The sequence below is a fragment of the Pseudomonas sp. NBRC 111123 genome, assembly GCF_001320205.1.
Classification (GTDB): domain Bacteria; phylum Pseudomonadota; class Gammaproteobacteria; order Pseudomonadales; family Pseudomonadaceae; genus Aquipseudomonas; species Aquipseudomonas putida_J.
Genome location: NZ_BCAZ01000016.1, coordinates 25,759 through 39,206 on the forward strand (window position 1 = coordinate 25,759; position 13,448 = coordinate 39,206).

General features: G+C 63.6%; 11 protein-coding genes. 7 read left to right on the forward strand and 4 right to left on the reverse strand.

The window, feature by feature from the left end:
- Window positions 1-8 precede the first annotated feature (8 nt).
- On the reverse strand, window positions 9-2,396 hold the full coding sequence (locus APH27_RS10695; RefSeq protein ID WP_060484770.1) for a PAS domain S-box protein: 2,388 nt from the start codon (window positions 2,394-2,396) through the stop codon (window positions 9-11).
- Window positions 2,397-2,491: 95 nt separating this feature from the next.
- Here APH27_RS10695 and APH27_RS10700 point away from each other — a divergent pair, with 95 nt between their 5' ends.
- Entirely contained in the window at window positions 2,492-3,490 is a 999-nt protein-coding gene (locus tag APH27_RS10700) for an alpha/beta hydrolase family protein (protein ID WP_060484771.1), read from the forward strand.
- A gap of 103 nt (window positions 3,491-3,593) precedes the next feature.
- Here APH27_RS10700 and APH27_RS10705 read toward each other — a convergent pair whose 3' ends face one another.
- From APH27_RS10705 to APH27_RS10715, 3 genes are read right to left on the reverse strand one after another with little or no spacing between them, the layout of a single operon-like run.
- Complete coding sequence (locus APH27_RS10705) at window positions 3,594-4,358, reverse strand: TerB family tellurite resistance protein (protein ID WP_060484772.1); 765 nt, start codon at window positions 4,356-4,358, stop codon at window positions 3,594-3,596.
- Window position 4,359: 1 nt separating this feature from the next.
- Window positions 4,360-5,031, reverse strand: a complete 672-nt coding sequence (murU, locus tag APH27_RS10710) for an N-acetylmuramate alpha-1-phosphate uridylyltransferase MurU (RefSeq protein ID WP_060484773.1) — start codon at window positions 5,029-5,031, stop codon at window positions 4,360-4,362.
- Entirely contained in the window at window positions 5,028-6,047 is a 1,020-nt protein-coding gene (locus APH27_RS10715; RefSeq protein WP_060484774.1) for an aminoglycoside phosphotransferase family protein, read from the reverse strand. The genes murU and APH27_RS10715 overlap by 4 nt, the downstream gene beginning before the upstream one ends.
- A gap of 130 nt (window positions 6,048-6,177) precedes the next feature.
- On the opposite strand from APH27_RS10715, the gene APH27_RS10720 reads away from it, so the two are divergent.
- The 6 genes from APH27_RS10720 to APH27_RS10745 all read left to right on the forward strand — a co-directional run bounded on the left by APH27_RS10720 (window position 6,178) and on the right by APH27_RS10745 (window position 13,426).
- On the forward strand, window positions 6,178-8,988 hold the full coding sequence (locus APH27_RS10720; RefSeq protein ID WP_060484775.1) for an LPS-assembly protein LptD: 2,811 nt from the start codon (window positions 6,178-6,180) through the stop codon (window positions 8,986-8,988).
- A complete protein-coding gene (locus APH27_RS10725) occupies window positions 8,969-10,288 on the forward strand; it encodes a peptidylprolyl isomerase (protein ID WP_027917460.1) in 1,320 nt (439 codons plus the stop codon). The genes APH27_RS10720 and APH27_RS10725 overlap by 20 nt, the downstream gene beginning before the upstream one ends.
- The gene (gene pdxA, locus APH27_RS10730) at window positions 10,285-11,274 is read left to right on the forward strand and encodes a 4-hydroxythreonine-4-phosphate dehydrogenase PdxA (RefSeq protein ID WP_060484776.1); all 990 of its coding nucleotides are present in this window, start codon (window positions 10,285-10,287) and stop codon (window positions 11,272-11,274) included. The genes APH27_RS10725 and pdxA overlap by 4 nt, the downstream gene beginning before the upstream one ends.
- Window positions 11,271-12,071: a 16S rRNA (adenine(1518)-N(6)/adenine(1519)-N(6))-dimethyltransferase RsmA gene (gene rsmA, locus APH27_RS10735; RefSeq protein ID WP_027917462.1), complete on the forward strand. Its 801-nt coding sequence runs from the start codon at window positions 11,271-11,273 to the stop codon at window positions 12,069-12,071. Before pdxA ends, rsmA begins: the two co-directional genes overlap by 4 nt.
- A 135-nt stretch (window positions 12,072-12,206) precedes the next feature.
- Complete coding sequence (apaG, locus tag APH27_RS10740; protein WP_027917463.1) at window positions 12,207-12,587, forward strand: Co2+/Mg2+ efflux protein ApaG; 381 nt, start codon at window positions 12,207-12,209, stop codon at window positions 12,585-12,587.
- Complete coding sequence (locus APH27_RS10745) at window positions 12,587-13,426, forward strand: symmetrical bis(5'-nucleosyl)-tetraphosphatase (RefSeq protein WP_027917464.1); 840 nt, start codon at window positions 12,587-12,589, stop codon at window positions 13,424-13,426. Before apaG ends, APH27_RS10745 begins: the two co-directional genes overlap by 1 nt.
- The last annotated feature ends 22 nt before the right edge of the window (window positions 13,427-13,448 follow it).

Sequence of the window (13,448 nt, forward strand, 5' to 3'; positions counted from 1 at the left end):
TTGCTCTCCTACTCCAAGGGAATGGCCACGCTCAGGCTGGTGCCCTCGCCTGGTTCACTGTCCAACGCCATGCTGCCACCGAGCATCAGCACCCGCTCACGCACGCCGACCAGGCCGAACGATGTCGGCCTGGGCTGGTCGCGGCAGAACCCGGAGCCATCGTCGCTGACGGTCAAGCGCAGTTGCCCGTCTTCACGTACCAGCTCTATTTCCACACTGTGCGCCTGGGCATGGCGCATCACATTGGTCAGCGCCTCCTGCAGAATGCGGAACAGGCCGGTGGCCTTGGCATCGCTCAATGCTGGCAGATTATCCGGTACCTGCACCAGGCAGGGTATCTGCGTGCGCGCTTCGAAGCGCCGCGCCTGCCATTCGATGGCCGAGGCGATGCCCGCGTCGAGGATCGGTGGGCGCAGCGCGGTAGCGACGTCGCGCACCAGCTGGAACAGCTGGGCAATCAGGCGCTTCATGCTGCCCAGGCGTTCGTGCAACCCGGGGTCGAGTTCGGCGAAGGCCAGCTCGCACATCGACACTTCCAGCTTGAGCACGGTCAGCATCTGCCCCAGTTCGTCATGCACTTCACGGGCGATGCGAGCCTTCTCTTCCTCGCGCACGCTTTCCAGGTGCGCCGACAGTTCGCGCAGCTGTTCCTGCGACTTGGCCAGCGCCAGCTCAGCGCGCTTGCCTTGGGTGATGTCCCAGACGACACCGTCCCAGGCCACCCGGCCATTGGGCAAACGGCGGGCACTGGCCTTGATGTCGGCCCAGCGTTGCTCGCCCTGGCGGGTGAGAATACGCCCCTGCCACGACCAGTCCTGATCGCCGGCGATAGCCAGATCCTGTACCTGGTGGTAGTTCGCCCGATCGTCCGGATGAACGAGGTTGCGCAGCCCCATCTGCGGGTGCTGGATCTGCGCGGGGGTGTAGCCGACCAGTGCTTCGCTGCCCTCGCTGATATAAGGGAACTCCGGCTCACCTTCGGCAGGCGCAGGCTCAAGCCGGAACACCAGGCCCGGCACGTTGCCAGCGATACCCTTGAGCCGCGCCTCGCTTTCGCGCAATGCCGCCAGGGCGCGATGGCGCTCGGTGACATCGGCGAGGTACACCACCAGGTATTCGGCATCGCGAAAGCGCAGGAAACGGAGCGACAACTCCACCGGCAAGAAGCTGCCATCGGCGCGCCGGCACTGGGTTTCGAACTGCCGCACACCGCCATCGCCAGCACGCGCCCCCTTCCACAGTTCGAGCCAGCGATCCATGGTCAGGTTCGGCTCAAAATCGATCAGCGGGCGCTCCAGCAGTTCGGCCTCGGCATAGCCGAGCATGCCCTCCACCGCATGGTTGGCGTAACGCACATGGCTGTCCCAGTTGACCCAGAGGATACCCACCGTGCTCTGATCGATGGCGAACTGGCTCAGGCGCAGCGCCTCTTCGCGCCCCTGCCGCTCGGTCAGGCTTTCCCGCGCGGCCAGCAGGCTACGTTCCAGTTGGCGTTGCTGGCGACGCTGCCATATCAGCGTGGCCAGGGCACACAGCAGCAACAGGCCGAACAGCAAGGCCAGGTTCTGCCAGAAGCCAGGCGAGTCGCTCAAACGCGGGTATTTGGGCTGCAACCAACGCTGGTGAAGTTGTTCCAGCTCCTTGGCCGGCATGGCCTGCAACCCGCGCTCGAGCACATCGGCAAGCACCGGCCAATCGCGTCGCGAACCCACCCGCAGCAACTGCGGCAAGCCGATATCACCCACCACCACCAGTTCGGCGAACTCGCTCTCGCGTGAGAGCCGGCTCAGTTGTGCTTCATCTAGCACGGCGTAACTGGCCTGGCCACCGACCACCAGCTGCAGGGCTTCGCGCTCGCTGGGCACGCCCTGCAGGTTCAGGCCGCTGTAATTGCCGCGCAGGTAGTCGGCCAGGGCACTGGGCATGCGCACCGCGACCCGGCTTTCAGCATCGAGCTTTTCCAGCTCCACGGCCATCGCCCCGGTACGTGGCCCCACCACCAGCTGCGGCACCCGCATGTAAGGGTCGCTGAACAACCACAGGCGCAGGGTTGTCGGTGTTTGCGTCAGGCCCGGGGCAAAATCGATTTCACCCGCCTGCAGCGCATGTTCAAGGCTGGCCTGGTCGGCGAAGTTGCGCCAGGTCAGATCAAGGCCCAGTGCCTGCCCCAACCCGTTCACCAACTCGACGTTGGCGCCATAAAGCTGCTGCAGGCGGCGGTCGAACTGCGCGTAGGGCGCCTGCAGCACCAGGCCGACACGCAGGCTGCGATGGCTATCGAGCCATTGCTGCTGGGCAGGCTCCAGCGTCACCGGCGGCGGCAGCTCTGGCCGTGCCAAGGCGATCAAGGGCAGGCACAACCCGCCGATAACCAACAGGCGACGCAATCGCTTCATCTACACGCTCATCTTGGCAAAGGCGGCCATGCAGCATGGCCGTCGCGGGCAAATACTATTAGGCTGCCGGTATCATTCTGGCCTTGGGTTGATTCATGTCCACACTTTATCGCACGACGCTGGCAATGTGCTGCCTGGCCTCGCTCCTACCACTCGGCGCCCTGGCCGCTGACGCTGCAAAGCCGGAGGCGACGGCCGAAGCGCCAGCTGCTCCGGCGCCACGCCCGCCCCTGCTGGAGCGTAGCCAGGAAGTTGCGCAGGCCCTGGAACGCCTGGCACCGAAGGCCGAACAACAGACCCTGCAGGCCGGAGCGGACAGCTTCCTGGCCTTGTGGAAGCCAGCCAACGACAGTGATCCGCAGGGCGCAGTGATCATCGTCCCTGGCGCTGGCGAAAACGCCGACTGGCCCAATGTGGTCGGCCCGCTGCGGCGCAAGTTCCCGGATATCGGCTGGCACAGCCTGAGCGTGAGCCTGCCCGACCTGCTGGCCGACGCCCCCCAGGCACGGGTCGAGGCCAAGCCAGCAGCAGAGCCCGAGAAGAAAGCGGGCGAAACAGCTCCATCCAAGGACACCCCCGCCGACGCCAACGCCAACGTCGCCCAGGCCACCGCCGCCGACCCCGATACCGCGGAAAGCACCGATGCCGAGCAAGCCGGCGAGCAGAACGATGTGGCCGACGCCGAACGCATCTTCGCTCGCCTGGATGCCGCCGTGGCCTATGCCCAGCAGCACAACTCACGCAGCATCGTGTTGATCGGCCATGGCAGCGGCGCCTATTGGGCCGCGCGCTACCTGAGCGAGAAGCAACCGCCACAGGTGCAGAAACTGGTGATGGTTGCCGCACAGACGCCGGCCCGGGTCGAGCACGACCTGCAAAGCCTGACGCCAACCCTGAAGGTGCCAACGGCCGACCTCTACTACGCCACGCGTACCGGCGACCGCAACGCTGCAGCGCAGCGCCTGCAGGCCAGCAAGCGGCACAAGGACAGCCAGTACAAACAGCTGTCGCTGATTGCCATGCCGGCCAACAAGAACGGTGAGCAGGAGCAGCTGTTCCGCAGGGTTCGGGGCTGGATGAACCCGCAACAGTAAGCCTGCCAGAGCCCTGTTAGCGGGCAAGCCCGCCACCACAGGATCGCGTGCAATGCCTGTGGGAGCGGGCTTGCTGTGGCGGCGGGCCGCCGCGGTCGGGCCTTTAGAACCCGCGCCGCTTGCGAACGATGGCGTAGGCCTGGTGCAGTTCGCGAGTCCGCTCGGTCGCCTCGCGCACTTGCGACTCGCTTGCCCCGCTGCCCGCCAGCTTGTCCGGATGATGCTTGCTTACCAGCCGCCGGTAAGCCTGCTTGACCTGATCGCCTTCGGTGTCGGCCTCGACGCCCAGCAAGCGCAGGGCTGATGCATAGTTCATCACCCCGCCCGACACCGGCGCCTTGCGCGGCTCATACTCCAGCGACATCGCCTGCACCTGACGCCGGCTGAGGCCCAGCTTGTGCCCCCATTCCAGCAGCAGTTCGCGCTCGTGCCGCCCGGCTTTGCCGTCGGCCCAGGCCATGCGCCAGCAAGCGCGCAACGTGCCTTCGGCGGCATGCGGCTGCAGCCGGATGCGGCGCAGGTGACCGGCCAGCCGCTCCTTGCCGGCCTTGCCCCGGTTGAACGCGGCTATTGCCCGCAAACGCGCGGCCTCGGTCATGTCCAGGCGGACCATTTCCTGGCGCGCCTGCTGGATATGCTGCTCGGCCACACGGCCATCGCTCTTGGCCAGCCGCCCCAGCAACACGAACAGCAACTCATCGTCGGGCAGGGCCGGGCGACCACCCAGGCGCTCGCGCATGTCTTCCCAACCCTGCAGGCGGATGCGTCGGTCCATCGCCTGGCCCAGCAAGGCACCGAGCAACGCGCCGGGAATACTGGCGACCGCAAAGCCTGCGCCCAGCCCGATTACCGTGCCTGGCCACCACATGTCAGGCGCGCTCGCCGATCAAGCGCTCGGCCTCGGCCAGGCGCTCCAGGGTGCCGACATCCACCCAGTGGCCACGGTGGTGCTCGCCACTCACCTGGCCCGACGCCATTGCCTGGCGCAGCAACGGTGCCAGCTTGAAGGCGCCCGCCTGGCAGCCATCGAACAATGCCGGGTGCAACACCGAGAGGCCGCTGAAGGTCAGCGTGCCGGGAGCCTCGTCTCCGTCGACCACCCGTTCGCCGTCCAGGCGGAAGTCGCCTCGGCCGTGATGGCCTGGGTTATCGACCAACACCAGATGCGCCAGCCCGTGCAGCGGCGCGCGCAGGCGGGCAAGGTCATAGTTGGTCCAGACATCGCCATTGATCAGGGCGAATGGCTCGTTCCCCAGCAATGGCAAGGCCTTGAAGATTCCGCCACCGGTTTCCAGCGGCTCACCTTCGGCCGAGTAGCGGATGTGCAGCCCGAACCGGCTGCCATCGCCAAGATGGTCTTCGATCTGCTGGCCAAGCCAGGCGTGGTTGATCACCACCTCGGTAAACCCGGCCGCCAACAGCGCGCGCAGGTGATACTCGATCAGTGGCTGACCCGCGACGGGTACCAGCGGTTTGGGGGTATGCAGGGTCAGCGGGCGCATGCGCTCGCCTTTGCCTGCTGCAAGAATCATCGCCTTCATGCACGCGCTCCGGCTTGCAACTCGGCGATCAGCTGGCCCAGTTCGGCAAGCTCCGGGCGACGGCTGACCACTTCATCTATATAGGCGAAGAATCGCGGGACGTCGGCCAGATATCGCGGTTTTCCATCACGGTGGCAAATTCGCGCGAAAATACCGATCACCTTGAGGTGGCGCTGCACGCCCATCAGGTCACTGGCACGCTGGAAGTCGTCGAACACCGGCTGCACCGCAATGCCCGCGGCGCGCGCCTGGTCCCAGTAGCGGCGCAGCCAGCCTTCGACCTGGGCTTGCGGCCAACTGAGGAAAGCGTCCTTGAACAGGCAAGTGATGTCGTAGGTAACCGGGCCGTAAACCGCGTCCTGGAAGTCCAGCACGCCTGGGTTGGGCGTGCTCTGCATCAGGTTGCGCGGCATGTAGTCACGGTGCACCAGCACCTTGGGCTGGGCCAGGGCGCTGTCGATCAACAACTGGCTGATACGCTGCCAGCTGGCCTTCTGCGCGTCGCTGAAGACCAGGCCGAGCTCACGGCCTACGTACCATTCCGGGAACAGTTCGACTTCACGGCGCAGCAAGGCTTCATCGTAGCTGGGCAGTGGCGCATCCATCGGCAGGCGCTGGAAGGCCAGCAGCGCATTGATGGCATCGGCGAACAATGCATCCGCGTTATCGCCATTAATGATGTCAAGGTATGTCTGGTGACCCAGATCACCCAGTAGCAGAAAACCGCGCTCCAGATCCTGCGCATGGATCTGCGGCACATGCACGCCGGCACCGGCCAGCAGATGGTCGATGGCGACGAATGGTCGGCAGTTTTCCTGAGGCGGCGGCGCGTCCATGATCACGAAACTGTGGCCTGCACCCTGCCAGCGGAAGTAACGGCGGAAGCTGGCATCGCTGCTGGCGGCGGTCAGGCGGCCCTCGGGCACCTCGCCCCAGGCGTTATCGCGGAAAAGTTGATCGAGCTGCTCATGGAGCCAGACAGTCAGTTGTTGCAGGCGTACATCGTGTTCAGGCATTACAAGGGTCTCCGACGGCCCTAGCCGTCAAGCGGGTCATGCTTTATTATCCAGCATCTTTTTCAGACCATCGAGAGGCGTGCGGCCCCACACGCGGGCAGATGGCACGCAGGAAGCCCGGACTAATAAGATGGCATTGAAATCCCCCGCATTTCGTAGAAAGTTTCCGTTGCTGGTAACCGGCGGTCTGCTGGCCATGCAACCTCTGGCCACCTCTTATGTGGTGGCAGCCGAGCAGTTCGACTGCCAAGTGTCCGCCTCCGGTGGTTGGGACTGCAAGCCCAAGACCCCAGTCAACAACCTGCCTCCGCGCCCGGTGCATGAAGGTGCCGCGCTCACTTCCGGGACTGAAGCCGAACCGGCCGAGGCCGAACGTGCAGACAAGCCCATGCTGGTCACCGAGGCCAAGGGCCGCGGCCTGAAGTCGCGCAGCGAAGATTACAGCCACCTTGACTGGGTTCCACGCGAAAAGCTCACTGCAGCGCAGCTGGCCGAAACCGGCCCGTACTGCGGTGGCGCGTACATCGAGCCCACTCGCCCAGGCATGGCCGACTCCACCCCCAAGGATGAGTCGCCAACCTACATCAACGCCAAGGTCTCCAAGTACCAGCAGGAGCAGCAGATCGCTACCCTCGCCGGTGACGTGGTGATGCGCCAAGGCAGCATGCAGGCCGAAGCCGACGAGGCCAACCTGTACCAGGCCGAGAACCGTGGCGAGCTCAAGGGCAACGTCAAGATTCGCGACAATGGCTCGCTGGTGGTCGGCGACGAGGCCCAGATTCAGCTCGATACCGGCGAAGCCCAGGTCGACAACGCCGAATACGTGATGCACAAGTCGCACATTCGCGGCAACGCCCTGTACGCCAAGCGTGGCGAAAACGCCATCATCCGCCTCAAGGACGGTACGTACACCACCTGCGAACCGGGCAGCAACGCCTGGCAGCTGAAGGGCAACAACATCACCCTGAACCCGGCAACCGGTTTCGGTACGGCGACCAACGTCACCCTGCGGGTCAAAGATTTCCCGGTGCTCTACACACCGTACATCTACTTCCCGATCGACGATCGTCGCCAGTCCGGCTTCCTGCCGCCGTCGTTCAGCAGCACCAGCGACACCGGCTTCATGCTGGTCACGCCTTACTACTTCAACCTGGCGCCCAACTATGACGCCACGTTGTACCCGCGCTACATGACCAAGCGCGGCATGCTCATGGAAGGCGAGTTCCGCTACCTGACCAAGTCCAGCGAAGGCCAGTTCGGCGGTGGTTACCTCAACGACGAGGACGATGACCGCAAGCTGCAGACGGACTACAAGAAAGAACGCTGGATGATCAACTGGCAGCACAAAGGTGGCCTGGACGAGCGCCTGATGACTGAAGTTGACTACACCGACATCAGCGATCCGTTCTACTTCCAGGATCTGGAAACCGACCAGATTGGCGTTAAAAGCAATGACGTGGTCAATCAGCAAGGTGCCCTGACCTGGCGTGGCGACAGCTACACCGCTCGCCTGAATGCGCAAGCGTACGAGATGGCGACCCTGTCGCAGATCACCCCGTACAACAAGCTGCCTCAGATCACCTTCAACGGTACGTTGCCATTCCAGCCAGGTGGCTTGAACTTTGGCTATGAGACCGAGGCTGTACGCTTTGATCGTGACCTGAAGAACGATTTCGTTACTGACAAAGATGGCAACCCAGACCTCAGCGCTGGTGCCCCAGGCCGTCGACTTGACGAAAACCTCTTCGGCGTCGCCCGCGCTAACGGTGCCCGCCTGAACGTCGCGCCGTCGATCAGCCTGCCGATGAACGCCAGCTACGGTTACATCACGCCGAAGCTGAAGTACATGTACACCCATTACGATCTGGATCTGGATGGCAAAGGCAAAAGCGACGTTGCCGGCAGCAGCGATGCCACCCGTGATCTGTTTGGCGACTTCAAGAGCAACCAGAATCGCGACATCCCGATTCTCAGCGTGGACAGCGGCCTGTACTTCGACCGCAATACTTCGCTGTTCGGAACCAACTACCGCCAGACCCTCGAACCGCGACTGTACTACCTCTATGTCCCGTACAAGGACCAGGTGGACATCCCGCTGTTCGACACGGGCGAAACGCTGTTCAGCTATGACTCGCTGTTCCGTGACAACCGCTTCTCCGGCACCGACCGTATCGGCGACGAGAACAAGCTGTCGCTGGGTGTGACTACCCGCTGGATCGAAGACAATGGCTTCGAACGCCAGAACTTCAGCATCGGTCAGGCTTACTACTTCAAGGACCGCAAGGTCCAGCTGCCAGGCATCGACTACCGTACCCGCAAGGATTCGCAGTCGGATGTGTCGCCTTACGCGTTGCTGTACAACTACTACTTCAACCGCGACTGGCGCTTCAATTCGGACTTCAACTGGGACCCGGACAGCCGCAGCACCCGCTCGGGCAGCGCGATGTTCCATTACCAGCCTGAAGACAACCCGAACAAGGTGGTCAACTTCGGCTATCGCTACCGCAACGACACCATTGCCTATGACTCCACCACCGGTACCTGGAAAGTGGGCGGCGGCGACTATGGCACACCTGGCACCGATAATTTCATCAAGGATTACTACAAGATCCAGCAGCACGACTTCTCGGTCATCTGGCCGATCGTGCCGCAATGGAGCGTAATCGCCCGCTGGCAGCATGACTACAACCGCAACCGTACCCTGGAAGCCATGGGCGGTTTCGAATACGACAACTGCTGCTGGAAGCTGCGTCTGATCAACCGTTACTGGGTCGACAGCGACGACTTCAGCCAAGCGACCCCGACAAACGAAAAAGGCGACCACGGCATCTTCCTGCAGATCGTGCTGAAAGGCCTCGGTGGTGTAGTGGGCAATAAAGTCGAATCGTTCCTCGACCAAGGCATTCAAGGCTATCGTACTCGTGAAGAACAAGCTTATTGATCGACTGCGCCCAGTGTTGCTGGGCGCTGCATTGCTGAGTGGCGCGGTGCATGCCGCGGTACAACCCCTGGACCGCGTGGTGGCCATCGTCGACAACGACGTGGTCATGCAGAGCCAACTGGACCAGCGCGTTCACGAGGTGCAGCAAACCATCGCCAAGCGTGGCGGCGGCGTGCCGCCGACCGGCGCACTGGAGCAGCAGGTACTGGAACGCCTGATCGTCGAGAACCTGCAGTTGCAGATTGGCGAACGTTCGGGCATCCGCATCACCGACGAAGAACTGAACCAGGCCATCGGCACCATTGCCCAGCGCAATGGCATGTCCCTGGAGCAGTTCCGCGCCGCCCTCGCCCATGACGGCCTGTCGTTCGATGACGCCCGTGAGCAGGTCAAGCGCGAGATGATCATCAGCCGCGTGCGCCAGCGCCGCGTTGCCGAACGCATCCAGGTCTCCGAGCAGGAAGTGAAGAACTTCCTCAACTCGGACATGGGCAAGATGCAGATGTCAGAAGAGTACCGCCTGGCAAACATCCTCATCCCGACCCCGGAAGCCGCCAATTCGGACGACATCCAGAAAGCTGCGCGCAAGGTCGGTGACCTCTACCAGCAACTGCGCCAGGGCGCGGACTTCGGCCAGGTGGCGATTGCCAACTCGGCCAGCGAAAACGCCCTTGAAGGTGGTGAAATGGGCTGGCGTAAAGCCGCCCAACTGCCACCAGACTTCGCCAAGATGCTCAGCAGCATGGCGGTAGGCGACATCACCCAACCCATCCGCATCCCCAACGGCTTCATCCTGCTCAAGCTCGAGGAGAAGCGTGGTGGTGGCGAAAACGTGCTGCGTGACGAAGTGCATGTTCGCCACATCCTGATCAAGCCGAGCGAAATCCGCAGCGAAGCGGCCACCAAGCAGCTGGCAGAGCGCCTGTACGAGCGCATCCAGAACGGCGAGGACTTCGGCGAGCTGGCGAAGAGCTTCTCGGAAGACCCGGGCTCCGCACTCAACGGCGGCGATCTCAACTGGGTCGACCCGAACAGCCTGGTACCGGAGTTCCGCGAACAGATGGCCAACGCCCAGCAAGGTGTTGTGACCAAACCGTTCAAGACCCAGTATGGCTGGCACGTTCTGGAAGTGCTGGGCCGCCGCGCCACCGACAGCACCGAGCAGGCGCGTGAGCAACAGGCCATGAACGTGCTGCGCAACCGCAAGTACGACGAAGAGCTGCAGACCTGGCTGCGCCAGATCCGCGACGAAGCCTACGTTGAAATCAAGCTGCCTGGCGCTGACCAGGCCGCACAGTGAAGCCCCTGCGCTTCGCCGTCACCCCCGGCGAACCAGCCGGCATAGGCCCCGACCTGTGCCTGCTGCTCGCCGCCGACGCCCAGCCCCATCCCCTGATCGCCATCACCAGCCGTGACCTGCTCGCCGAGCGGGCCACGCAGCTGGGGCTGGCCGTCAACCTGCTGCCGGTAGTGCCGGGCCAATGGCCAGACCAGCCGGCACCTGCTGGCAGTTTGTACGTGTGGGACACACCTTTGGCAGCACCAGTGGTGCCAGGCCAGCTGGACAAGGCCAACGCAGCATTCGTACTGGAAACGCTGACCCGTGCTGGCCAAGGTTGCCTTGACGGGCAATTCGCCGGGATGATCACCGCACCCGTACACAAGGGCGTGATCAATGAAAGCGGTATTGCCTTCTCCGGCCATACCGAATTCCTTGCCGACCTGACCCACACCGCCCAGGTAGTGATGATGCTGGCCACCCGCGGCTTGCGTGTGGCCCTGGTGACCACGCACCTGCCGCTGCGGGACATTGCCGACGCCATCACTGCCGAGCGCGTGGAGCGGGTCACCCGCATCCTGCATGCCGACATGCGTGACAAGTTCGGCATTGCCAACCCACGCATCCTGGTCTGCGGCCTCAACCCGCATGCCGGGGAAGGCGGCCATCTTGGCCGCGAAGAAATCGACATCATCGAGCCGACGCTGGCCCGCCTGCGTACCGAAGGCATGGACCTGCGCGGCCCACTGCCGGCCGATACCCTGTTTAGCCCCAAATATCTGGAGCACTGCGACGCGGTGCTGGCGATGTACCACGACCAGGGCCTGCCCGTACTCAAGTACAAGGGCTTTGGCGCCGCAGTCAACGTGACCTTGGGCCTGCCGATCATCCGCACATCGGTTGACCACGGCACTGCTTTGGACCTGGCCGGCAGCGGCAAGGTCGACACCGGCAGCCTGCGCGTCGCCCTGGAAACCGCCTACCAGATGGCCGAGAACCGACCATGAACGAGCAATACCAACACAAGGCGCGCAAGCGCTTTGGCCAGAACTTCCTGCACGACGCCGGCATCATCGACCGCATCCTGCGTGCCATCAACGCCAAGGCCGGCGAACACCTGCTGGAGATCGGCCCGGGCCAGGGAGCCCTGACCGAGGGCCTGCTGGGCAGCGGCGCACAGCTGGACGTGGTCGAACTGGACAAGGACCTGGTGCCGATCCTGCAGCACAAGTTCGCCGGGCGCGACAACTTCCGCCTGCACCAGGGCGACGCCCTGAAGTTCGACTTCAACCAGCTAGGCGTGCCGCCACGCAGCCTCAAGGTGGTCGGCAACCTGCCCTACAACATCTCCACCCCGCTGATCTTTCACCTGCTCAGCCACGCCGGGCTGATCCGTGACATGCACTTCATGCTGCAGAAGGAAGTGGTCGAGCGCATGGCTGCAGGCCCAGGCGGTGGCGACTGGGGCCGCCTGTCGATCATGGTGCAGTACCACTGCCGCGTGGAGCACCTGTTCAACGTTGGCCCGGGCGCGTTCAACCCGCCACCGAAGGTAGACTCGGCGATCGTGCGCCTGGTGCCCCACGAAGTACTGCCACATCCAGCCAAGGATGCGAAGTTGCTGGAACAGGTGGTGCGCGAAGCGTTCAACCAGCGCCGCAAGACCCTGCGAAATACCATGAAAGGCCTACTCGACAGCGCAGCCATCGAGGCCGCCGGCGTAGATGGCAGCCTGCGCCCCGAGCAGCTCGACCTGGCCGCCTTCGTGCGCCTGGCCGATCAGCTGGCCGAGCAGCAAGCCTGATTGCACCTGCTACTGCCCTGTCGCCGGCTTGCCGGCGACAGCGTCTGCACTGGCAGCACAACCCCACACCGCTGGCCCTCGCCCCTCTCAATGGCCTAGACTGCATTATTGCGTCAGTTCGCCCAAGGCCCTTGCATGTCCGACCCTCGCTATCAGATCGACGTCAGCGTCGTGACCCGTTACCTGAAAGACCAATCCGACCCCGAAAGCAGTCGCTTCGCCTTCGCCTACACCATCACCGTGCAAAACAACGGCTCGGTCAAAGCCAAGCTGCTGTCGCGCCACTGGCTGATCACCAATGGTGATGGCGAAGTCGAAGAGGTTCGCGGCGCCGGTGTAGTCGGCCAGCAGCCCACCATCGAACCCGGCCAGAGCCATACCTACAGCAGCGGCGCAGTCATCAGCACGCGCGTCGGCACCATGCAGGGCAGCTACGAGATGTTCGCCGAAGACGGCAAGCGCTTCGAAGCTGACATCGCACCCTTTCGTCTGGCGGTCCCCGGGGCGCTCCACTGATGGCCACTTACGCCGTCGGAGACCTGCAAGGCTGCCTGGAACCGCTCAAGTGCCTGCTCGCACGGGTCAACTTCAACCCGGCGGTGGACCGCCTGTGGCTGGTCGGGGACCTGGTCAACCGCGGCCCGGAGTCGCTCGAAACCTTGCGATACCTCTATTCGATCCGCCAGTCGCTGGTGTGCGTGCTGGGCAACCATGACCTGCACTTGCTGGCCGCCTGGCACAACGTCGAGCGCCTGAAGAAAAGCGATACGCTGCGCGAGATCATTCAGGCGCCGGACGCCGACCGGCTACTCGACTGGTTGCGCCAGCAGAAACTGCTGCATTACGACGAACCCCGTGGCATCGCCCTGGTCCATGCCGGCATCCCACCACAATGGACACTCGGCCAGGCGCTGCAACTGGCAGAAGAAGTCGAGCAAGTGCTGCGCGACGACAACCGCCTGCAACCCTACCTCGACGGCATGTACGGCAACGAGCCGAACAAGTGGAGCAAGAGCCTCACTGGCGTCGAGCGCCTGCGGGTAATCACCAATTACCTCACGCGCATGCGGTTCTGCACCGCCGCAGGCAAGCTCGACCTCAAGAGCAAGGAAGGGCTGGGCACCGCCCCCAAAGGCTACAAGCCCTGGTTTGCGCACAAGGAGCGCCGCTCGCGCCACGTGAAGATCATCTTCGGCCACTGGGCCGCGCTACAGGGCCAGGTTGACGAGCCCGGCATCATCGCCCTCGACACCGGCTGCGTGTGGGGCGGCGCCATGACCCTGTACAACGTCGACAGCGGCGAATATCACCGCTGCGACTGCTCCGACGACGGCAACTTACGCCTCCCTGCCTAAACACCTACACTCAACGATCACC

Excerpts from the sequence above, each read along its gene's own strand:
- APH27_RS10695 (WP_060484770.1), bottom strand. The coding sequence starts at position 2,396 with ATGAAGCGATTGCGTCGCCTGTTGGTTATCGGCGGGTTGTGCCTGCCC.
- APH27_RS10700 (WP_060484771.1), top strand. The coding sequence starts at position 2,492 with ATGTCCACACTTTATCGCACGACGCTGGCAATGTGCTGCCTGGCCTCG.
- APH27_RS10705 (WP_060484772.1), bottom strand. The coding sequence starts at position 4,358 with ATGTGGTGGCCAGGCACGGTAATCGGGCTGGGCGCAGGCTTTGCGGTC.
- murU (WP_060484773.1), bottom strand. The coding sequence starts at position 5,031 with ATGAAGGCGATGATTCTTGCAGCAGGCAAAGGCGAGCGCATGCGCCCG.
- APH27_RS10715 (WP_060484774.1), bottom strand. The coding sequence starts at position 6,047 with ATGCCTGAACACGATGTACGCCTGCAACAACTGACTGTCTGGCTCCAT.
- APH27_RS10720 (WP_060484775.1), top strand. The coding sequence starts at position 6,178 with ATGGCATTGAAATCCCCCGCATTTCGTAGAAAGTTTCCGTTGCTGGTA.
- rsmA (WP_027917462.1), top strand. The coding sequence starts at position 11,271 with ATGAACGAGCAATACCAACACAAGGCGCGCAAGCGCTTTGGCCAGAAC.
- apaG (WP_027917463.1), top strand. The coding sequence starts at position 12,207 with ATGTCCGACCCTCGCTATCAGATCGACGTCAGCGTCGTGACCCGTTAC.
- APH27_RS10745 (WP_027917464.1), top strand. The coding sequence starts at position 12,587 with ATGGCCACTTACGCCGTCGGAGACCTGCAAGGCTGCCTGGAACCGCTC.